Here is a 19,564-nt window from a genome sequence, read left to right on the forward strand (position 1 = left end):
CCGGCCGGCCGTTCGTGTGCCAGTGTCAGAGCGCCCCGGTCAGGATGCCGACGCCGGCCAACGCCGTCAGCGCCCCACCGGCCCGCACCGCCTTCAGGCCATGGGCCTCGCTCAGCCGGCCCAGGCCGAGGCCCGCCAGGATTCCAGCCGCATGCAGCAGGGCGGTGGCACCCATGAAGCCCAGGCCATAGGTCAGACCGGACATCGCCACCGGCATTTCGGTGCCGTGGGCGTGGCCGTGGAAGATGGCGAACAGACCCACGACCGCCGCCGCGACGGCCACGGGCAGGCTGCGCCCGAACGCCACCAGGGCGCCGACCACCACCACCGACAGGGCGATGCCGAGTTCAACGTAGGGCACGGCGATGCCGGCCACGCCGGCGGCCCCGCCCACGGCCATCATCGCGACGAAGGCCGCCGGCACCAGCCAGAGGGAGCGCCCGCCGAGCACGGCGGCGAACAGGCCGACGGCCACCATGGCCAGCACATGGTCGAGACCACCGATGGGATGCATGAAGCCGTGGCTCAGGCCGGCGGCGGCTCCGACTCCGGTGTGGGCGGCGGCGGGGCCGGCCAGCACCAGCCCGGCCAGCACGAGGGGAAGACGTCGCATGGTCACTCCTGTGGTGTGGGTCTCTTGGTATGGGTTTCTTGACGATGGGTCTTTCCGGGGATGCCCCGAAGCCGGGGATCGGCGGTGGCGGCACGCGCGCGGGATGCGGACCCGCCGGATGCGTAAGAAGAATATCCGGTTCCTCCTACGCATCAAGCCCGCCGGTCCCGGACCGCGCCCGGATGATCGCGCGGGGGCGGGCGCCGGGACGCGACACCATCCGGATCGAAATGGTCAGCAGACAACAAAGGACTGACAGGATTCCGTCTCGCGACAGGCAAGACTGTGGCCGATTTCAGGAGGCGTGACAGAGAATAGGTAGTGCGCTACCCTAAACAGGCTATGGCGTAACCTGGCCCGATCCCAAAGACAACCCTGATCCCAAAGACAACAAAGTCAAACTTTCCTCAACCACCAGGGTATCGCTGTCGCATCATCCGTTGCAAGACGTGGGCGCAACCTTACCTTCGCGTCCGAAATCAAGACGGGGGACCTCCACGCCATGACCGATGAGTCCGGCTTCACGGCCATTGAAGAGGAGGCCAGCGCGCTCGCGCAGGTCGCCCTTGCCCTCTCCAACGCCCGGGCCGGCAACGACCTGCCCGCCCTGTCGGCCGCCCTGGACACCAACCTGCGCCTGTGGATCGGGATCCGGACCCTGGCCTCGCGCGAGGACAGCGTCCTGCCCCCAGAGGTCCGCGACAACCTGATCCGCCTGTCCCGATATGTCTCCGACAAGTCCGCGGGGCCGCGCGACAGCCTCAGCGACGAGGACCTCGACGCCATGATCAACGCCAACCTGCAGATCTCCGAGGGGCTCCTGGAGAGCCAGGCGCGCGGCACAGCCTGACGCCGTCGGGCGGCGGGCGGGCGCGCCGACCCCCGGACAATCCGGCCGCCCGCCCGTTTCCACGCTTCGGAAAACGATTCCACGAACCATTGAACCGGCCGGCGCGCGGCGGTACATGGCAGGGCACTGTCGTGTCGCCATCGCGCGGGCTACACTCCCGGGCGACGCCGCCGCGACCCCACACGAGCCTCACACAAGAGCCTTACACAAGACCCCGCTCACGGGGCGCGGCACAGGACAGGCCCCAGGGAGGAGCGCCCATGCGCATGCCGGAGCCGGATGCCGGGATCATCGCCCGGCGCGCCACCATCGCCCGTGACCTCCAGGCCCTGGTTCCGGGCGAGGGCGTGATCGTCGACGAGGACGCCTTGCGCGCCTACGAGTGCGACGGCCTGTCGGCCTACCGCCAGCCGCCGATGATCGTCGTCCTGCCCTCCACGACCGAGCAGGTCTCCAGGGTCCTGCGCTACTGCCACGAGGCCGGCGTCAAGATCGTGCCACGGGGCGCCGGCACCTCGCTGTCGGGGGGCGCGCTGCCACTCGCCGACGCCGTCACCCTGGGGCTGGGCAAGTTCAACCGCATCCTCGACATCGACTATGAGAACCGCTGCGTGGTCGCCCAGCCCGGCGTCACCAACCTGGGCATCACGACCGCGGTGCAGGGCGAGGGCTTCTACTACGCGCCCGACCCGTCCAGCCAGATCGCCTGTTCCATCGGCGGCAACGTTGCCGAGAACGCGGGCGGGGTGCACTGCCTCAAGTATGGCCTGACCACCAACAACCTGTTGGGCCTGGAGATGGTCCTGATGACCGGTGAGGTCATCCGCCTGGGCGGCAAGCACCTGGACGCCGGCGGCTACGACCTGTTGGGGGTGGCGACCGGCTCCGAGGGCCTGCTGGGCGTTATCACCGAGGTCACGGTGCGCATTCTGCGCGCGCCCGAGACCGCACGCGCCGTGTTGATGGGCTTCCCCGACAGCGACTCGGCCGCCGCCACGGTCGCCGCCATCATCGCCGCCGGCATCATCCCCGCCGGCCTGGAGATGATGGACAGGCCGGCCATCCACGCCGCCGAGGACTTCGTCCACGCCGACTACCCGCTCGACGTCGAGGCGCTGCTGATCTGCGAGCTGGACGGCCCCGAGGCCGAGGTCACCCACCTGATCGAGCGGGTCGAGGGTCTGGCCCGCAACAACGGCGTCCAGACCCTGCGGGTGTCCGAGAGCGACCAGGAGCGCGCCCTGTTCTGGGCCGGGCGCAAGGCCGCGTTCCCGGCGGTGGGCCGCATCTCGCCCGACTACTACTGCATGGACGGCACCATCCCGCGCCATGCCCTGCCCACGGTGCTGAAGCGCATGGCGGAGATGGCCACCCACTACGGCCTGCGCGTCGCCAACGTGTTCCATGCCGGCGACGGCAACCTGCATCCGCTGATCCTGTTCGACGCCAACGTGCCCGACGAACTGGAGCGCGCCGAGGCCTTCGGCGCCGACATCCTGCGCCTGTGCGTCGAGGTCGGCGGGGTGCTGACCGGCGAGCACGGCGTCGGCGTGGAGAAACGCGACCTGATGGGCACGATGTTCACCGAGACCGACCTGATGCAGCAGCAGCGCCTGAAGTGCGCCTTCGACCCCGGCCAGTTGCTGAACCCGGGCAAGGTCTTCCCCACCCTGCACCGCTGCGCCGAGCTGGGCCGCATGCACATCTCCGGCGGCAAGATGCCGTTCCCAGACATCCCCCGGTTCTGAGCGGCGCCGTGTGCCCGGCGCCGCGTCACCGCCGACCGCGCGTCACCGAGCCGTAGCCGTAGGTTGGGGTGACGCCTGCAGGGCGGAACCCCAACAGCCCGGTGGGAGTCTCGCGCCCTCGCGTTGGGGTTCGCTGCGCTCACCCCAACCTACGTTTGACGGCGCGTCGCGCCCCCGACAGACATCACCTCTCCCATGAGCCCCCCATGACCCAGACCTACCGCCCCGAGAGCCCCGAGCAGGTCGCCGCCCTGGTGGCCTGGGCCGTGGCTGAAAAGACCCCGCTGGACCTGCGCGGGCACGGCACCAAATCCGACATCGGCCGCCCGGCCAACACCAGCCACGTCCTGGACCTGAGCGCCATCGCCGGGCTCGTGGACTACACCCCCAACGAACTGGTGCTGACCGCCCGCGCCGGCACGCCGCTGTCGGAGATCCAGGCCGCCCTCGACGACGCCGGCCAGATGCTGGCGTTCGAGCCGCCGGACTGGCGCGGCCTGCTGGGCCAGCCGGACGGCCCCGACGCCCCCTCGGGCACGCTGGGCGGGCTGGTAGCCTGCAACCTCGCCGGCCCGCGCCGGCTCAGCGCCGGGGCGGCGCGCGACCACGTGCTCGGCGTCCAGGGGGTCTCGGGTCGGGGCGAGGCGTTCAAGTCCGGCGGCCGGGTGGTCAAGAACGTCACCGGCTTCGACTTCTCCAAGCTGCTGACCGGCTCGTTCGGCACCCTGGCGGCGCTGACCGAGCTGTCGCTCAAGGTCATGCCGCGCCCGGAAGAGACCCGCACCGTGCTGATCCACGGCGTCGGCGAGCAGGCCGCCATGGAGGTGATGTCGCTCGGCCTGCGCTCCCCACACGAGGTCTCGGGCGCCTGCCACCTGCCGGCCGAGGCCGCCGCCCGGGCAGGCCTGGGCGATGCCACGCGCAGCGTGACCGCCTTGCGGGTCGAGGGGCCGGGACCGTCGGTGGACTGGCGCTGCACCGCATTGCGCAACGAACTGGCCGGCTGGGGGCCGACCGACGCCCTCGACGACGCCGCCAGCCGCCCGTTCTGGGCCGCCGTGCGCGACGCCCGCCCGCTCGCGGCCCCGCCCGAGGCGCAGGTCTGGCGGCTGTCCGTGCCGCCCATGAGCGGTGCCCGCGTGGTGCAGGCGGTGCAGCAGGCCGCGCCCGGCGCGGTGCTGGCGCAGTGCTACGACTGGGGCGGCGGGCTGGTGTGGCTGGCGCTGGCGCCGGCCCCGGACGCCCATGCCCCGGCGGTGCGCGCGGCCATCGACCACCACGGCGGCGGCCACGCCAGCCTGATTCGCGCCGACCGCGCCGTGCGCGCCCACGTGGCGGTGCTGCAACCGCTGCCGCCGGCCCTGGAGGCGCTGTCGCGGCGCGTCAAGGAGAGCTTCGACCCCAGCGGAGTCCTGTCGCCGGGGCGCATGGCGGAGGGACGGTAACCCATGCAGACCAACTTCGCGCCCGAGCGCCTCGCCGCCGACCGACTGGTGCGCGAGGCCAATGACATCCTGCGCACCTGTGTCCACTGCGGGTTCTGTACCGCCACCTGCCCCACCTACGTCCTGCTGGGCGACGAACTGGACAGCCCGCGCGGCCGCATCTACCTGCTCAAGGACATGCTGGAGAACGACAAACCGGCCAGCGATACGGTGGTCAAGCACATCGACCGCTGCCTGACCTGCCTGTCGTGCATCAGCACCTGCCCGTCCGGCGTGGACTACATGCATCTGGTCGACCACGGCCGGGCGCACATCGAGCGCACCTATCGCCGCCCGTTGCAGGACCGCCTCTTGCGCCGTCTGCTGGCGACGGTGGTCCCGTACACCGGGCGCTTCCGCTGGGCCATGCTGGGGGGCTGGCTGGCGCGCCCGCTGGCCGGGCTGGCGCCGGGCCGGTTCCGGGCGCTGGCGCGGATGGCGCGCAAGCGGCCGGCGCTGCGCTCCGAGATCGACGGCGCCCGGGTCATCTCGGCCGAAGGCCCGGTGCGCATGCGGGTCGCGGTCATGCGCAACTGCGTGCAGCCGGCGCTCAACCCGGAGATCGACTCGGCCACCTTGCGCCTCTTGCGCCGCCACGGCTGCGAGATCGTGATCGCCGAGGGCCAGGGCTGCTGCGGCGCCGTCGTGCACCACATGGGCCAGGAGGAGCCCGCCAAGGCGTTCGCCCGCGCCAACGTGCGAGCCTGGACCGCCGCCGGGGTCGACCGTGTGGTCGTCAATGTCTCCGGCTGCGGGACCACGGTGAAGGACTACGGCCACATGCTGGCCGACGACCCCGACATCGCCGACGACGCCCGGGCGATCAGCGCCAAGGCCGTGGACGTCACCGAGCTGCTGGCCGAGCTGGGCCTCAAGGATCCGGTGAAGGAACCGGGCCTGACCGTGGCCTATCACGCCGCCTGCTCGCTGCAACACGGCCAGCAGGTCAAGACCCACCCCAAGGCCCTGCTGGAGGCCGCCGGATTCCACGTCAAGACGCCGATGGAGCCGCACCTGTGCTGTGGCTCGGCCGGCACCTACTCGATCACCCAGCCCGACCTGTCGCACCAGCTCCGCGCGCGCAAGACCGAGAACCTGCATGCGCTGAAGGCGGACGTGATCGCGACCGGCAACATCGGCTGCATGACCCACCTGGAGCCCGGGCTGGACGTGCCCATTGTGCACACCGTGCAACTCCTGGACTGGGCCACCGGCGGACCGAAGCCGCCGACGCTCTGACATCCGCTGCCCGGTCTCGCGCCCACGCTCCGGCGTGGGCGCCTTTCGGGGTCGCCCGGTCCCACGCGGGAGCGTGGGACCGAGATGGGAGAGAGTCTTGCGCCCACGCTCCGGCGTGGGCGCCTTTCGGAGTCGCGCGGTCCCACGCGGGAGCGTGGGACCGAGATGGGAGAGAGTCTCGCGCCCACGCTCCGGCGTGGGCGCCTTTCGGAGTCGCGCGGTCCCACGCGGGAGCGTGGGACCGAGATGCGAGAGAGTCTCGCGCCCACGCTCCGGCGTGGGCGCCTTTCGGGGTCGCGCGGTCCCACGCGGGAGCGTGGGACCGAGATGGGAGAGAGTCTTGCGCCCACGCTCCCGCGTGGGCGCCTTGCGGGGTCGCGCGGTCCCACGCGGGAGCGTGGGACCGAGATGGGAGAGAGTCTTGCGCCCACGCTCCCGCGTGGGCGCCGGCGTCGAGTGGCTCGTTGGGTCAGTGTCGCGACGCCTGCGGCCTTGACGCCGGCGCGATCCTGGGCACCCTGGGGCCATGCGCCAGCACCACGTCCTCCTGCCGGTCGAGACCCGCGGCACCGGCTTCGTCGAGATCACCCGCGACGTCGCCCGCGTGGTGCGCGACAGCGGCATCGCCACCGGCCTGCTCACCCTGCTGATCCGGCACACCTCGGCCGGCCTGACGATCACCGAGAACGCCGATCCGGACGTGCTGGCCGATCTGACCGACCGCCTGGCCGTGCTGGCGCCGCGCGACCCGTCGCTGTACCGCCACGGTATGGAAGGCGCGGACGACATGCCGGCCCACATTCGCACGCTGCTGACCAACGTGCAGCTCTCCATCCCGGTGCTGGACGGCCGCCCCGCGCTCGGCACCTGGCAGGGGGTGTTCGTGGTTGAGCACCGGGCGCGCGGCAGCCGCAGGCAGGTAGTGGCCCATGTCCTCGGCGACTGACCCGGAGAGCCCGGACCCGATCGCCGCCGCCATCCTGGACCATGTGGCGGCGCGCGGGCCGGGCAAGACCCTGTGCCCGTCCGAGGTCGCCAAGGCCCTGGCCGGCGGTCCCGACGGCGGCCCCACCGGGGACTGGCGCCCGTTGATGAAACCGGTGCGCGCCACCGCGATCGCCCTGGCCCGGGCCGGCCGCATCGGGATCTACCGCAAGGGCAAGCCGGTCGCCGACCCGGGCGCGGTCAAGGGGGTGATCCGGCTCGGGACGGCGCCGGAATAAGGGTCATCACCCGCCGGAAGGGAACGCAGCCATGTCCGACACCTTCGGTCCGATGCCCCGCCGTCGCCTGCTGACCGCCGCCGGCGCCGGCCTCGCCCTGGCCGCCCTGCCGGGGGTGCGCTCCGCCCGCGCCGCAGCCCCCGACCCGCAGGACTGGGACACCGTCCTGAACGCGGCGCGCGGTCAGACGGTCTACTGGACCGCCTGGGGCGGGGACGACAAGATCAACCGCCACATCGACTGGATCGGCAAGCAGGTGCGGGATCGCTTCGGCGTCACCCTGCGTCACGTCAAGGTGGCCGACATCGCCGATGTCATCGCCCGCCTGCTGGCCGAGAAGGCCGCCGGCCGTACCGAAGGCGGCCAGGTCGATCTGATGTGGATCAACGGCGAGAACTTCCTGACCGCCAAGGACGCCGGGCTGCTGTACGGCCCCTTCGCCACCGCCCTGCCCAACTGGCGGTACGTGGACGTGGCGGGCAAGCCCACCGTCACCGTCGACTTCACCGTGCCCACGGACGGCCTGGAAAGCCCCTGGGGCATGAGCCAGTTCACCCTCGCCTACGACTCGGCGCGCATGCCGGAGCCACCGCGCAGCCTGCGCGCGCTGGGCGACTGGGCGCGGGCCCACCCCGGGCGGATCACCTATCCGGCGCCGCCGGACTTCCTCGGTTCCACCTTCCTCAAGCAGGCGCTGCATGACCTGACCGCCGATCCGGCGGTGCTGGCGCGGCCCGTCGAGACCGCCGCGTTCAGCGCCGCCACCGCGCCGGTGTGGGCGTGGCTGGCGGCGGTGCGGCCGTCCCTGTGGCGCGAGGGCCGCGAGTACCCACGCAGCGGCCCCGATCAGCGCCGCCTGCTGGCCGACGGCGAGGTGGATATCTACTTCAGCTTCCACCCCTCCGATGCCTCCTCGGCCATCGCGCAGGGACTGGTACCGCCCAGCGTGCGGACGGTCATGTTCGAGGGCGGCATGATCGGCAACACCCACTTCGTCGCCATCCCTGCGACCGCGACCGCCAAGGCCGGGGCGCTGGTGGTGGCGGACTTCCTGCTCTCGCCCGACGCCCAGGTGGAGAAACAGCACCCGGACGTGTGGGGCGACGACACCGTGCTGGCGATGGACGCGCTGTCGTCTGCGGATCGGGCGCGCTTCGACGCGCTACCGCTGGGGCCGGCGACGCTACCGCTCGATGCGCGCGCGCCCGCCCTTCCGGAGCCGCATCCATCCTGGATGACGGCCCTGGAGGCCGAGTGGCAGCGCATCCACACCGGCGGGTGACCGGTCCACCCGCCGCCGGGTCGGCGTCAGGCCGCCGCCCAGGCGCGGCCGAAGGCCGGGGAGCGCGGCCGCGGGTCCAGCAGATCCCAGAGACCTGTCAGGATGTGGGCCAGACGCTCCCGCAGCCACGTCAGGCCGGCGTCGATCTGCCACAGCGGCAGCGTGACGACGGCGTTCCACACGGCGCCCAGCGCCTGGATCCAGTCCTCAGTCATGGCGTCCCTCCCTACGCATGAAGCCGGCATAACCCGACGACGGTAGGGGACATTCGGACGCGACGCAACAAAGGCGCGGACCCCGGGATCCACGCCGGACCCCGATCGCAGGCCACGGTCGACGCCGCACCATCGTCACTCGTCGGACCGGGGGAAGCGGACCACCGACCCATCGGGCAGCACCATCTCCCGGGCATAGATCTCGGGCGGGCCGTCGTCATCCACGATGCCGCGCACGGTCACCCGGTCGCCGGCGCGGGCCGGCACAATGTTCGGCCCGACATAGACCTCGATCCGTCCGGAGTCGTCGGCCAGCCGGAACTCGTCCTCGTCCGTGACCCGCTCCACCGTGCCCTGGACCGTGACCACGGTTCCGGGCTGGAGGGCGCCGATGGGGGTCACCGTCTCCGCCTGGACCGCCCCGGCCGTGACCGTCAGAGCCGCCACGATGGCCCAAGGGCGTGCCAGGGTCGGAAGCATGCGGCGCGTCATCCGCCCGTCTCCCGTCAGTCGATGGCAGCGAGCAGGAGACCCAGCGCCAGCACGCCGGCCAGCACCAGGACGTAGCGCGGCAGACGCAACGTCACCTCTTCCTTCAACCACTCCATCGGCCGCTGCCCCTTGTCGGAGCCGGGAAGCTTGATGTCGGTCATAACCTGCCTCCTTAAGGTTGGGGAAGTCGCGCATCGGGACGGTCCGGCCGCCGCGACGACCGTCGTTCACCGTCCCCGACGCCACACCGGACAGACCGCCGCACGGCGCGGTCGGACGTCCGACCTCACGCGCGCGACCCTCACCCTGGTCCAACGCGCGTTCAACTTGAGGTTCCGTCCCCGGGATATGGTGTGCGCCGCACCCGGATGACAAGCCCCCCTCTGCGGAGTCGTGCCCGGCCACCCGGCGATGTCCCCGGGCGCTCGCCTCAGGCGCCATCCCAACCGCCGGACCCGGCGTCCGCGTCTTCGTCCTCCGGCGTTTCCCGGTCCTCCAGCGTGCCGGGGTCGGCGGCGCGGGCACCGTAGGCGGCCAGGGCGGGGCGGGCATCCAGCAGGCCGGCGGCGCGCATCTCCTCGATTCCGGGCAGGTCCTTCAGGCTGTCCAGCCCGAAGTGGTCCAGGAACGCGTCCGTGGTGCCCCAGGTGAGCGGCCGGCCCGGGCTCTGGCGCCGGCCGCGCGGGCGGATCCAGCCCGCCTCCAGCAGCACGTCGAGCGTGCCCTTGGACACCGTGACGCCGCGAATCTCCTCGATCTCGGCGCGGGTGACCGGCTGGTGATAGGCGACGATGGCCAGCGTCTCGACCGCGGCCCGCGACAGCCGCCGGTGGTCGACCGCATCCAGGGTCATCACCTCGGCCAGGTCGGGCGCGGTGCGGAACGCCCACCCCGCGCCCCGCTTGACGAGCTGCACCCCGCGCCGGGCGTACTGCGCCGCCAGCATCGCCAGCAGCGCCGGCACGTCGGCGCCCGCCGGCAGCCGCGCGGCCAGGGCCGCCTCGGTCATCGGTTCGGCGGCGGCGAACAGGACCGCCTCGACCATGCGCAGGCGTTGGAAGGTCTCGCCGTCCGCCGCCACAGCCGAATCATCGGTGCTCTCGTCCGTTCTCTCGTCCGTCCTCTCATTCGTCATGGCCGGCCTCGCGGCGTCGCAGGTACAGCCGCCCGAACGGGCCGTCGTCCTGACGCAGGTCCGCCCGGCCCTGGCGCGCCAGCTCCAGCCCGGCCACGAAGGTGGCCCCCAGCGCCGAGCGCCGCTGCAACGGCGCGGCCAGATCCTCGGGCAGGAATTGCACCAGCGCGGTCCAGTCGACGGCCCGGCCCAGCAGCGACTCCAGCCGGGCCAGCGCCTGCTCGACCGACATCAGGTCGAACGGCTCCACCGTCAGTGGGGTGGGTCGGGCGCGCCGGTGCAGGCCGGCATAGGCCGCCAGCAGGTCGTGCAGGGACAGGTCGAAGACGGTCTGTCGGCGGACCGCCACCGCCTCCGGCGCCCCGCGCGCGAAGCTGTCCCGGCCCAGGCGCGGACGCGCGAACAGGGCCGCACCAGCGGTCCGCATCGCCTCCAGGCGCTGCAACTGGAACTGGAGGGCGGCGGCCATCTCGGCCCCGCTGGGCTCGTCGTCGCCCGCCGGTGCCGGCAGCAGCAGGCGCGACTTCAGGAACGCCAGCCACGCCGCCATGACCAGATAGTCGGCCGCCAGGTCCAGGTGGCGCTCCCGCGCGGCGCGCACGAAGGCCAGGTACTGTTCGGCCAGGTGGAGGATGGACAGGCGCGCCAGATCCACCTTCTGGTCGCGCGCCAGGGTCAACAGCACGTCGATGGGACCGTCGAACCCGTCGAGGCGCAGCACCAGGGTGGCCGGGTCGAGGGCCTCGCCGCCCGCGTCCTGCGTCTGATCCGTCGCCGCGCCGTTCGACTCCGCCATGGTGCCCCCTCGCCGGTGGCCCGGTGTGATCCCAGCCGACGAAATGAACAGGCTCCGTCGGCGTCCGGACCGGTCAGCGCCCGATCACAGGCCCGCTCATAGGCCCGATTACAGGCCCGATTACAGGCCCGATTACAGGAACGTGATGGTGCCGATCACCTGTCCCAGTGCCTGCACGATCGGCCACAGCACCGCGCCGAAGGGATCGAAGCCCACCCCCACCTCGGCAAGGCCGAACGGCAGCACGAACAACACCAGCACCAGAACCAGGATCCCGAACCGCTCCATCCGCGCCAGCGGCATCGCCAGGGCACGCGGCAGCAAGCCCACGGCCACCCGGCCGCCGTCCAGCGGCGGCAGCGGGATCATGTTCAGCACCGCCAGGAACAGGTTCAGGATCACCATGTTGTTGAGCGTCTGCGCGGTCCACTCCGTCATCGCGACCGGGGTCAGCGGCACCAGATGGAACAGCAGCGCGGCCACCGTCGCCATCAGGATGTTGGACGCCGGCCCGGCCGCCGCCACCAGGACCATATCCCGGCGCGGGTTGCGCAGGCGGCCGAAGTGAACCGGCACCGGCTTGGCCCAGCCGAACAGGAACGGCGCCCCGCTGACGAACAGCAGCCCCGGCAGCGCCACCGTCCCGATGGGATCGACGTGGCGGATCGGGTTGGCGGTCACCCGGCCCAGCCGATGGGCGGTGTCGTCGCCCAGCTTCCAGGCGACCCAGCCGTGCGCGGCCTCGTGCAGGGTGATGGCCAGCAGCACCGGGATCACCCAGGTGGTGGCGGTGACGATAAGGTCGGCGGTCATGCCTCGATCAGATCCTTCAGGCGGGCGCGCGCGGCGTCGGGGTCGAACGGCGCGGGCGGATGCAGGGCGGCGCGCGCCCGGGCCAGACGGGCCTGGCCGGCCGCGTCCAGGGGCCGGCAGCCGGCCACGACGGCGCGCATCTCGGACAGCTTGCCGTTGCAGTGCAGAACCACGTCGCAGCCGGCGTCGAGCGCGCGCCGCGCCCGCTCGGCATAGGCGCCGTTCAGCGCCTTCATCGACAGATCGTCGGTCAGCAACAGGCCATCGAACCCCATATGGGTCCGGATGATGTCTCGCACCACAACGGACGACAGGGTCGCCGGCACGGTCGGGTCGATGGCGCTGTAGACCACATGGGCGGTCATGCCCAGGGCGGCGTCGGCCAGCGCCCGGAAGGGCGCGAAGTCCACCGCGTCCAGGCGGTCGCGCCCGGTGTCCACGACCGGCAGGCGCACGTGGGAATCGGCGCGCGCGCGGCCGTGCCCGGGCAGATGCTTGATGACCGGCAGCACCCCGCCGGCCAGCAAGGCGTCCGCGCACACCCGGCCCAGGTCGGCCACCACCGCCGGGTCGGACCCATAGGCGCGGTCGCCGATGATGTCATGCCCCTCCGGGTCGGCGACGTCGAGCAGCGGCATGCAATCGACGTCGATCCCCAACGCGGCCAGCTCATGCGCGATCAGGCGGGCGTTCAGCCACACGGCCTCGCGCCCGGCCGCCGGGTCCCGGTCGTAGACCGGCACGAACACACCCTGGGGCGGGGCCGCGCGCCAGTGTGGCGGTCCCAGGCGGCGCACGCGGCCGCCCTCCTGGTCGATGAGCACGCAGGCGTCGGGCCGCCCGGCCACGGCGCGCATCTCGGCCACCAGGTCGGCGACCTGGGCCGGACTCTTGATGTTGCGGCGGAACAGGATGAAGCCCAGCGGACGCGCGTCCGCGAACAGGGCCCGTTCGTCCCGGGTCAGGCGCGGGCCGGAACACCCCAGGATGGCCGCCAGCGGCGCCTCACTCGCGGACAACCAGACACTCCACGTCGCGTTGCTTCAGGGACCGGCACAGCCCTTCGGCCGTGGCGATGTCGTCGAACGGCCCGGCCCGCAGGCGGTAGAACTGGCCGCGCTCGCCCAGGTCAGCGAACACGACCACGTGCGGGACCGTGCCGAGCAGATCGGGGTGGGCGTCGGCCAGCCGGCGCCATTGCTCCTCCGCCGGTGCCCGCTCGCGGAAGGCCGCGAGCTGCACCTGCGGCCCCTGCTCCGCCGCGGCGGTCACGTTCTCGGCCGTCGGGGTCGGGGGTGGCGCGGGTGTCGGGGCGGGCGACGGCGCGGCAGCGGTCTCAGGGGCAGTCTCGGGGGCGGTCTCGGCAGCGGTCTCGGGCATAGCCTCGGGGGACGCCTCGGGGGCCGGGGCCGGGGCCGGGGCCGCCGCGTCCCCTTCCGCCGGGCCGGTCCCCGGCACGGGAGCCGCCTCCGGGATCGCCGGTACGGGCGGCGGCCCCTCCGCCCCTGGAGCGGCCTCTGGGCCGGCCTCCGCGACCGCAGCGGGCGCGCCGAGGGCGGTCTCGGGCGGCGCGACCGGCTCGGGCTCCGGCTCCGGCGTCGGCGGCGCCACCGGCCGCGCCGGGCCGGGCAGGAGCTGCTCCACCGCCGGCGCATCCTCGACCCGCGCGGTCTCGCCCAGGCGCTCGTAGACCAGCTTGTCGGTGTCCTCGACCTGAAGGCCGCCCGGATCCGCCGGCTTGGTCTTGTAGGGCTCGGGATCGGCGGCCACGACCGGCAGCGCGGCGCGGGGTGGCGGCGGCAACGGCTGCTCGCCGACGGTGGCCATCAGGTCGCCGGTGCTGGTCGAGGTCGGCGGCACCGGCGCCAGGATCAGCCACGCCGCCCAGCCCACGACGGCCAGCCCCACCAGCACCGCCAGCGTCAGCCAGACCGCGCGCAGGCTGCCGCCGCCCCGCCGACGCGGTTCCGGGACCAGCGCGTCGTCGTCATCCAGGTCGATTTCCATGTCCTGTTGATCGGCCGCGGACATCGGGGGCGGGGCCTCGTCGTCGGGCGTTATGCGGAACAGCGCCTCGTCCAGGGCGATCGGTTCCTCCCGCCCGTCCTGTCGCGCCTTCTTCAGTCCGGGCATCAACGAAGTTCCCTGACCGGCTCCACGCCTATGATCTGCAATCCGGAGGCTATCACCGTCGCCACACCCTGGACAAGCGCGAGCCGGGCCAGCGACCGCGCCGGGTCATCGGGCACCAGGAACCGCAGTTCCGCGTCGTCCTTACCCTTGGTCCACAGACCGTGGAAGGCCGCGGCCACCTCGCCCAGAAAATACGGCACGCGGTGCGGCTCGTGGGCCTCGGCGGCGCCCTCGACCAGACGCGGCCAGCTCGCCAGCAGGCGCACCAGGTCCCGCTCCTCCGGCGCCTCAAGGACCTCGACGGCCGCGTCCGCCAGCCCGGCCGGGCTGAGGTCGCGGCCGGGGAACAGGGTCTCGGCGTGGCGCAGCACCGAACAGGCGCGGGCGTGCGCGTACTGAACGTACCACACCGGGTTGTCGCGGCTCTGCTCCGTGACCTTGGCGAAATCGAACTCCAACGCGGCGTCGTTCTTGCGCGTCAGCATGATGAAGCGCACCACGTCCTTGCCGACGCGGTTCACGACGTCGCGCAGCGTGACGAAGGTGCCGGCGCGCTTGGACATTTTCACCGGCTCGCCGCGATCCAGCAGGGAGACGAGCTGGCACAGCTTGACGTCCAGGTGGGCGTGACCGTCGCTGACCGCGCGGACCACCGCCTGCAACCGCTTGACATAGCCGCCGTGGTCGGCGCCGAACACGTTGATGAGATCGGAAAAGCCGCGCTCCACCTTGTCGCGGTGATAGGCGATATCGCCGGCAAAGTAGGTCCAGGAGCCGTCCGACTTGCGCACCGGGCGGTCGACGTCGTCGCCGAAGCGGGTGGCGCGGAACAGGGTCTGCGGTCGCGGCTCCCAGTCCTCCGGCGTCTTGCCCTTGGGCGGCTCCAGCACCCCGGTATAGATCAGGTCCTGCGCCTCCAGGAACGCCAGGGTGGCATCCACGCGGCCGGCCTGGACCAGCCCGCGCTCGCTGGTGAACACATCGAAGGCGACCCCGAGTGCCGCGAGGTCATCCTTGATGGCGTCCAGCATCATGGCGACGGCGCGCTCGCGCACCGGCGCCAGCCACGTCGCCTCCGGCTCATCGACGTAGGCATCCCCGAACTCCGCGGCCAGCCTCTCGCCGACGGGCACCAGGTAGTCGCCGCCGTACTCCAGCTCCTTGCGCGCCAGCATGGCGGCAATGTCGGCCTCGCCGAGGCGGCCCAGCGCCTGGAGGTAGCGCGCGTGGGCGGCCCGCGCCAGCGCGTCCACCTGGGCGCCGGCATCGTTGATGTAGTACTCGCGCGCGACCCGGAAGCCCGCCTTCTCCAGCAGCGCCGCCAGCGCGTCGCCCACCACGGCGCCGCGCGCGTGGCCCACGTGCATGGGGCCGGTCGGGTTGGCCGAGACGAACTCCACGTTCACCCGTCGCCTGTCGCCGATCCGGCTGTCACCGTAGGCGGGGCCGGCCCGCAGGCAGTCCCGCAGGCACGTCAGCCACACCGCCGGCAGCAGGCGCAGATTGATGAAGCCCGGGCCGGCGACCGACGCCTCCGTCACGCCGGCGGCCCGCTCCAGACGCGCCGCCAGCGCCGCCGCCAGATCGCGCGGCTTCTGACCGGCCGGCTTCGCCAGCACCATGGCGGCGTTGGTCGCCATGTCGCCGTGGCTCGGATCGCGTGGCGGCTCCACGGTCACACGGCCGGTGTCCAGACCGGCGGGCAACAGGCCCTCGGCGGTCAGGGCGTCGAGTTCGGCCAGAACGATGTCCTTGTAGGCGGCGAAGATGTTCATCACGGGGGCTCTGGTTCTTGGACGGGGGACCGCGCCCGGGCGCGTCACGGCTTGACGACGGGGTCGAACAGCCGGGCGTGCTCGTCGAGCGCGAAGCGATCGGTCATGCCGGCGATATAGTCCGCGATCACCCGCGCCAGGCGGGCGCGGTCGCCGCTGGCCTGCTCGGCGCGTTGGCTCCAGGACCGCGGCAGCAGGATCGGCTCGGCCAACAGCAGATCGAACAGGTTCCGCACCACCCGCCGGGCCTTGCTGGTCATGCGGTTGACGCGCGGGTGACGGTACATGTTGGGGAACAGGAAGTCCTTGAACCCCTGGTCATGGGCGCGCATCTCGGCCGAGAAGGCCACCAGCGGCCGGCCCAGCGCGCGGACCGCCGCGACCGAGTCCGGGCGGTCCTCGCTCCAGCGCCGGGCCGTCTCCGCGCACAGGTCGGTGACCATGGCGTTGATCAGGCGGCGCACGGACTCGTGGATCAGCCGGCTGCGCTCCAGCCCGGGATGGGCCTGCGCGACCGCCCGGAACACCGGCCCGACCAGGGGCACCTCGCGCAGGTCGTCCTCGTCGAACAGGCCGGCGCGCAGGCCGTCGTCGATGTCGTGGGCGTTGTAGGCGATGTCGTCGGACAGCGCGGCCACCTGGGCTTCCGGTCCGGCGAAGGTGTGCAGGTCCAGGTCGTGGACGGCGGCGTACTCCTGGATCGCCAGCGGCAGCGGCTCGGCCTGATGCGGCCCGGTGAGCGGTCCGTTGTGCTTGACCAGCCCCTCCAGGGTCTCCCAGGTCAGGTTGAGACCGTCGAACGCGGCGTAGCGGTGCTCCAGCTTGGTGACGATGCGCAGACTCTGCGCGTTGTGATCGAAGCCCTCGTAGTCCCGCATGCACGCCTTGAGGGCGGTCTCGCCGGCATGGCCGAAGCAGGTATGCCCCAGGTCGTGGGCCAGCGCCAGCGCCTCCGCCAAGTCCTCGTTCAGGCCCAGCACGCGGGCGACCGAACGCGCGATCTGAGCCACCTCCAGGCTGTGGGTCAGCCGGGTACGGTAGTTCTCGCCTTCGTGATAGACGAAGACCTGGGTCTTGTACTGGAGCCGGCGGAACGCGCCCGAGTGAATAATGCGGTCGCGGTCGCGCTGGAACGCGGTCCGGGTGGCCGACTCCGCCTCCGGCACCAGCCGCCCGCGCGACCGGGCCGGGTCGCTGGCGCAGGCGGCCAGGACTCCCTGCGGCGACGGGCGGGACGGCGACGGACCGGGGGCGGCGGAGGGCTGCATCATGATGGCGCGCACCCTACCCGCCGCCCGGGCCGGTGGCAACGGCGCGGCCCCATCGGCCCCTCCCCATCGGCCCCTCCTGGGGACGTCGGTCCTAGGGGGGCGGTCCTGGCGGGTCAGGCCGCCTGCAGACGCTCGTACTTGGCCTGGAGTTCGGCCTGGCTCTCGTCGTGGGCCGGATCCTTGACGATGCACTCGACCGGGCACACGGCGACGCACTGGGGCTCATCGTAGTGACCGACGCATTCGGTGCAGCGGGCCGGGTCGATCTCGTAGATGATATCGCCTGCGGAGATGGCCTCGTTCGGGCACTCGGCGGGGCAGGCGTCGCAGTTGATGCAGACGTCCGTGATCTTAAGGGCCATGGATCGGGTGTCCCAGTTATGCGGTCGTTGACGGTGTGCGGTCTTTGACGAACGGCGCGGACCGGACACGCTACGGCCGCCGCCTTTGTCACGGTGCCAAAACGATGCGCCGGCCGCAACCACTGCCGGAGACGGGGCGGATCGCGCCGGCGGCCCGCGCCCGTCGGAAAGAAGCAACCCGGTAATGTGAAAATACGCCGAGCGCATTGATTCGCATCAATGCCATGATAGGGTCCGAGTGCGTTGAACTTCGGGGTCCGGCGCCGGCGCCCACCCGGTCCGTGCGTCGGGACCCCATCCCCCCCTTCCCCGGGGGCCGAGCGGCGCGCCGGGTGCGCCGGTCCGACCCCGTGCCTCGAAAGGCTGGAACAACGGTCATGACGCTTTCCTCGGTTTCCATCGCCCTGACCGGCAGCGGCGGTGCCGGCGTGATGACGGCGGGTCAGATCCTGCTCGACGCAGCCGCCAAGGCCGGCTTCTACGGCCTCATGGGGCGCACCCTCGGGCCGCAGATCCGCGGCGGCGAGTCCGCCGCCCTGCTGCGCCTGGCGACCGGCCCGGTCGATGGTCCCGACGACGGCTACGACATCCTGCTCGCGTTCGACTGGGGCAACATCGAGCGCTTCCAGGATGAACTGCCGCTGAACACCGGCGGGCTGATCATCGCCGACCCGCACCAGGGCGCCGTCCCCGACATCATGCTGACCGGCGACGACATCCGGACCGCGATGGTGCCGTTCCACGACCTGGCCAAGCCGATCGCCGGCGGGCGCGTTAACATGGTGGGCCTGGGCCTGATCGCCGCCCTGATCGGCCTCGACCCCGCCTTCCTGCTCGACCGCGTCGCCCGCCAACTCGCCGGCAAGGGCGAGGCCGCGCTGGAGGCCAGCCGGGCCGCCCTGGCGGCGGGCGCCGCGGCGGCCGCCGACATCGCCGGCGTCTCCCCCCTGGCGGCCCCGGCGCCGCGCACGGGCGACCGCTGGTCGATCACCGGCAACGATGCCGCCGGGCTGGGCGCCATCCAGGGCGGGGTTCGCTTCTGCGCGGCGTATCCGATCACGCCGGCGACCGACATCCTGGAGTGGCTGGCGCCCAATCTGCCGAAGGTCGGTGGCACACTGGTGCAGTGCGAGGACGAACTGGCGTCGATCAACATGATCATCGGCAGCAGCTTCGGCGGCACGCCCTCGCTGACCGCCACCTCCGGCCCCGGCCTGGCCCTGATGACCGAGAGCCTCGGCCTGGCGGTGGCCTCCGAGACGCCGGTGGTGGTCGTCAACGTGCAGCGCGGCGGCCCCTCGACCGGCATCCCCACCAAGTCCGAGCAGGCCGACCTCAACATCGCGGTCAACGGCCTGCACGGCGACGCCCCGCACGTCGTCACCGCGCCGCTGTCGATCGGCGACTGCCTGTTCACGACCCAGTGGAGCGTCCATCTCGCCGAGGCCATGCAGACCGCGGTCATCGTGCTGTCGGACCAGACCCTGGGACAGTCCCGCGCCATCATCGACCCGCCCGCCGACCTGGCGTTCGTCGGCAAGCGCCGCGTGCCGGAGCGCATCGAGGCCCCGTACGAACGCTATGCCGTGACCGCCGACGGCGTCTCGCCGATGGCGTTGCCCGGCCAGGAGGGCGGCGCCTACACCGGCGACGGGCTGGAGCATGATCCCGTCGGCCATCCCTCCACGCAGACGGCGCATCACCAGGCCCAGCTCGACAAGCGCCGACGCAAGGTCGAGGGCTTCGACTACGGCGACCACTGGGCCGAGGTGGACGGCGACCCGGACGCCGACATCGCCATCGTCACCTGGGGCTCCACCGCCGCGCCGGCCCGCGAGGCCATGGCGCGCGCCCGCGCCCTGGGTTTCAAGGTCCGTCTGGTCGCCGTGCGCCTGATCCACCCGGTGCCCGTGGACCGGCTGCGCTACGCCCTGTCCGGGGTGTCGCGGGTGCTGGTGGTGGAGCAGAACCACGACGGGCAGTACTGGCGCCACCTGCGCGCCCACATGGACCTGCCGGGGACCGTCGCGGCCCTGCACCGCCCCGGCCCGGTCGGCCTGCGTCCGCGCGAGATCCTGGCGCGGCTCCAGAGTCAGTGAGCGAGTCCGGTCCCCCATGCCCCCCAGGAGCCAC

At 72.3% G+C, this 19,564-nt stretch carries 20 protein-coding genes; 8 read left to right on the forward strand and 12 right to left on the reverse strand.

Going from position 1 to position 19,564, the window contains the following annotated elements; translation table 11 throughout:
- Positions 1–25: 25 nt before the first annotated feature.
- Positions 26–613: a HupE/UreJ family protein gene (locus GGD88_RS13775; protein ID WP_184436407.1), complete on the reverse strand. Its 588-nt coding sequence runs from the start codon at positions 611–613 to the stop codon at positions 26–28.
- 502 nt (positions 614–1,115) lie between these two features.
- Here GGD88_RS13775 and GGD88_RS13780 point away from each other — a divergent pair.
- The 7 genes from GGD88_RS13780 to GGD88_RS13810 all read left to right on the forward strand — a co-directional run bounded on the left by GGD88_RS13780 (position 1,116) and on the right by GGD88_RS13810 (position 8,439).
- On the forward strand, positions 1,116–1,463 hold the full coding sequence (locus GGD88_RS13780) for a flagellar biosynthesis regulator FlaF (protein WP_184436409.1): 348 nt from the start codon (positions 1,116–1,118) through the stop codon (positions 1,461–1,463).
- A gap of 260 nt (positions 1,464–1,723) precedes the next feature.
- The gene (locus tag GGD88_RS13785) at positions 1,724–3,211 is read left to right on the forward strand and encodes an FAD-linked oxidase C-terminal domain-containing protein (protein WP_184436411.1); all 1,488 of its coding nucleotides are present in this window, start codon (positions 1,724–1,726) and stop codon (positions 3,209–3,211) included.
- A 206-nt stretch (positions 3,212–3,417) separates the two neighbouring features.
- The gene (gene glcE / locus GGD88_RS13790; protein ID WP_184436413.1) at positions 3,418–4,656 is read left to right on the forward strand and encodes a glycolate oxidase subunit GlcE; all 1,239 of its coding nucleotides are present in this window, start codon (positions 3,418–3,420) and stop codon (positions 4,654–4,656) included.
- 3 nt (positions 4,657–4,659) lie between these two features.
- Positions 4,660–5,934, forward strand: a complete 1,275-nt coding sequence (glcF, locus tag GGD88_RS13795) for a glycolate oxidase subunit GlcF (protein ID WP_184436415.1) — start codon at positions 4,660–4,662, stop codon at positions 5,932–5,934.
- Between the two features lie 526 nt (positions 5,935–6,460).
- Positions 6,461–6,880 carry a secondary thiamine-phosphate synthase enzyme YjbQ gene (locus GGD88_RS13800; RefSeq protein ID WP_184436417.1) on the forward strand — a complete coding sequence of 140 codons (420 nt, stop codon included), beginning with the start codon at positions 6,461–6,463 and terminating at the stop codon, positions 6,878–6,880.
- Positions 6,864–7,157 carry a DUF3253 domain-containing protein gene (locus GGD88_RS13805; protein WP_184436419.1) on the forward strand — a complete coding sequence of 98 codons (294 nt, stop codon included), beginning with the start codon at positions 6,864–6,866 and terminating at the stop codon, positions 7,155–7,157. Before GGD88_RS13800 ends, GGD88_RS13805 begins: the two co-directional genes overlap by 17 nt.
- A 31-nt stretch (positions 7,158–7,188) precedes the next feature.
- Positions 7,189–8,439 carry an ABC transporter substrate-binding protein gene (locus GGD88_RS13810; protein ID WP_246423770.1) on the forward strand — a complete coding sequence of 417 codons (1,251 nt, stop codon included), beginning with the start codon at positions 7,189–7,191 and terminating at the stop codon, positions 8,437–8,439.
- Between the two features lie 26 nt (positions 8,440–8,465).
- On the opposite strand, the gene GGD88_RS13815 is transcribed toward GGD88_RS13810, so the two are convergent.
- The 11 genes from GGD88_RS13815 to GGD88_RS13865 all read right to left on the reverse strand — a co-directional run bounded on the left by GGD88_RS13815 (position 8,466) and on the right by GGD88_RS13865 (position 17,431).
- Positions 8,466–8,654: a hypothetical protein gene (locus GGD88_RS13815; RefSeq protein WP_184436421.1), complete on the reverse strand. Its 189-nt coding sequence runs from the start codon at positions 8,652–8,654 to the stop codon at positions 8,466–8,468.
- 135 nt (positions 8,655–8,789) lie between these two features.
- On the reverse strand, positions 8,790–9,134 hold the full coding sequence (locus tag GGD88_RS13820; protein ID WP_184436424.1) for a NirD/YgiW/YdeI family stress tolerance protein: 345 nt from the start codon (positions 9,132–9,134) through the stop codon (positions 8,790–8,792).
- Between the two features lie 26 nt (positions 9,135–9,160).
- A complete protein-coding gene (locus GGD88_RS13825) occupies positions 9,161–9,307 on the reverse strand; it encodes a hypothetical protein (RefSeq protein ID WP_184436426.1) in 147 nt (48 codons plus the stop codon).
- A 269-nt stretch (positions 9,308–9,576) separates the two neighbouring features.
- Positions 9,577–10,191 (reverse strand): SMC-Scp complex subunit ScpB, encoded by a 615-nt coding sequence (scpB, locus tag GGD88_RS13830; RefSeq protein ID WP_246423775.1) that lies wholly within the window; start codon positions 10,189–10,191, stop codon positions 9,577–9,579.
- 79 nt (positions 10,192–10,270) lie between these two features.
- Positions 10,271–11,077 (reverse strand): segregation and condensation protein A, encoded by an 807-nt coding sequence (locus tag GGD88_RS13835; RefSeq protein WP_184436430.1) that lies wholly within the window; start codon positions 11,075–11,077, stop codon positions 10,271–10,273.
- Positions 11,078–11,209: 132 nt separating this feature from the next.
- Positions 11,210–11,890, reverse strand: coding sequence for a site-2 protease family protein (locus tag GGD88_RS13840; RefSeq protein ID WP_184436432.1), 681 nt, complete (start codon positions 11,888–11,890; stop codon positions 11,210–11,212).
- On the reverse strand, positions 11,887–12,909 hold the full coding sequence (gene nagZ / locus GGD88_RS13845) for a beta-N-acetylhexosaminidase (RefSeq protein WP_184436434.1): 1,023 nt from the start codon (positions 12,907–12,909) through the stop codon (positions 11,887–11,889). The genes GGD88_RS13840 and nagZ overlap by 4 nt, the downstream gene beginning before the upstream one ends.
- Complete coding sequence (locus GGD88_RS13850; protein ID WP_184436435.1) at positions 12,896–14,023, reverse strand: SPOR domain-containing protein; 1,128 nt, start codon at positions 14,021–14,023, stop codon at positions 12,896–12,898. The genes nagZ and GGD88_RS13850 overlap by 14 nt, the downstream gene beginning before the upstream one ends.
- Positions 14,023–15,798, reverse strand: a complete 1,776-nt coding sequence (gene argS / locus GGD88_RS13855) for an arginine--tRNA ligase (protein WP_184436436.1) — start codon at positions 15,796–15,798, stop codon at positions 14,023–14,025. The genes GGD88_RS13850 and argS overlap by 1 nt, the downstream gene beginning before the upstream one ends.
- A gap of 44 nt (positions 15,799–15,842) precedes the next feature.
- Positions 15,843–17,069 (reverse strand): deoxyguanosinetriphosphate triphosphohydrolase, encoded by a 1,227-nt coding sequence (locus GGD88_RS13860; protein ID WP_246423771.1) that lies wholly within the window; start codon positions 17,067–17,069, stop codon positions 15,843–15,845.
- A gap of 113 nt (positions 17,070–17,182) precedes the next feature.
- Positions 17,183–17,431 (reverse strand): YfhL family 4Fe-4S dicluster ferredoxin, encoded by a 249-nt coding sequence (locus GGD88_RS13865; protein WP_184436437.1) that lies wholly within the window; start codon positions 17,429–17,431, stop codon positions 17,183–17,185.
- A gap of 377 nt (positions 17,432–17,808) precedes the next feature.
- Here GGD88_RS13865 and GGD88_RS13870 point away from each other — a divergent pair, with 377 nt between their 5' ends.
- Positions 17,809–19,530, forward strand: a complete 1,722-nt coding sequence (locus GGD88_RS13870) for a 2-oxoacid:acceptor oxidoreductase subunit alpha (RefSeq protein ID WP_184436438.1) — start codon at positions 17,809–17,811, stop codon at positions 19,528–19,530.
- Positions 19,531–19,564 lie beyond the last annotated feature (34 nt).

This window comes from Roseospira goensis (assembly GCF_014197795.1).
Lineage (GTDB): Bacteria > Pseudomonadota > Alphaproteobacteria > Rhodospirillales > Rhodospirillaceae > Rhodospira > Rhodospira goensis.

Coding starts and splice junctions, on each gene's coding strand:
- argS (WP_184436436.1), bottom strand. CDS start 15,798: ATGAACATCTTCGCCGCCTACAAGGACATCGTTCTGGCCGAACTCGAC.
- glcF (WP_184436415.1), top strand. CDS start 4,660: ATGCAGACCAACTTCGCGCCCGAGCGCCTCGCCGCCGACCGACTGGTG.
- GGD88_RS13800 (WP_184436417.1), top strand. CDS start 6,461: ATGCGCCAGCACCACGTCCTCCTGCCGGTCGAGACCCGCGGCACCGGC.
- scpB (WP_246423775.1), bottom strand. CDS start 10,191: ATGGTCGAGGCGGTCCTGTTCGCCGCCGCCGAACCGATGACCGAGGCG.
- GGD88_RS13810 (WP_246423770.1), top strand. CDS start 7,189: ATGTCCGACACCTTCGGTCCGATGCCCCGCCGTCGCCTGCTGACCGCC.
- GGD88_RS13870 (WP_184436438.1), top strand. CDS start 17,809: ATGACGCTTTCCTCGGTTTCCATCGCCCTGACCGGCAGCGGCGGTGCC.
- GGD88_RS13860 (WP_246423771.1), bottom strand. CDS start 17,069: ATGATGCAGCCCTCCGCCGCCCCCGGTCCGTCGCCGTCCCGCCCGTCG.
- GGD88_RS13825 (WP_184436426.1), bottom strand. CDS start 9,307: ATGACCGACATCAAGCTTCCCGGCTCCGACAAGGGGCAGCGGCCGATG.
- GGD88_RS13850 (WP_184436435.1), bottom strand. CDS start 14,023: ATGCCCGGACTGAAGAAGGCGCGACAGGACGGGCGGGAGGAACCGATC.
- GGD88_RS13785 (WP_184436411.1), top strand. CDS start 1,724: ATGCGCATGCCGGAGCCGGATGCCGGGATCATCGCCCGGCGCGCCACC.
- GGD88_RS13865 (WP_184436437.1), bottom strand. CDS start 17,431: ATGGCCCTTAAGATCACGGACGTCTGCATCAACTGCGACGCCTGCCCC.
- GGD88_RS13775 (WP_184436407.1), bottom strand. CDS start 613: ATGCGACGTCTTCCCCTCGTGCTGGCCGGGCTGGTGCTGGCCGGCCCC.
- GGD88_RS13805 (WP_184436419.1), top strand. CDS start 6,864: ATGTCCTCGGCGACTGACCCGGAGAGCCCGGACCCGATCGCCGCCGCC.
- GGD88_RS13820 (WP_184436424.1), bottom strand. CDS start 9,134: ATGCTTCCGACCCTGGCACGCCCTTGGGCCATCGTGGCGGCTCTGACG.
- glcE (WP_184436413.1), top strand. CDS start 3,418: ATGACCCAGACCTACCGCCCCGAGAGCCCCGAGCAGGTCGCCGCCCTG.
- GGD88_RS13815 (WP_184436421.1), bottom strand. CDS start 8,654: ATGACTGAGGACTGGATCCAGGCGCTGGGCGCCGTGTGGAACGCCGTC.
- GGD88_RS13835 (WP_184436430.1), bottom strand. CDS start 11,077: ATGGCGGAGTCGAACGGCGCGGCGACGGATCAGACGCAGGACGCGGGC.
- GGD88_RS13840 (WP_184436432.1), bottom strand. CDS start 11,890: ATGACCGCCGACCTTATCGTCACCGCCACCACCTGGGTGATCCCGGTG.
- GGD88_RS13780 (WP_184436409.1), top strand. CDS start 1,116: ATGACCGATGAGTCCGGCTTCACGGCCATTGAAGAGGAGGCCAGCGCG.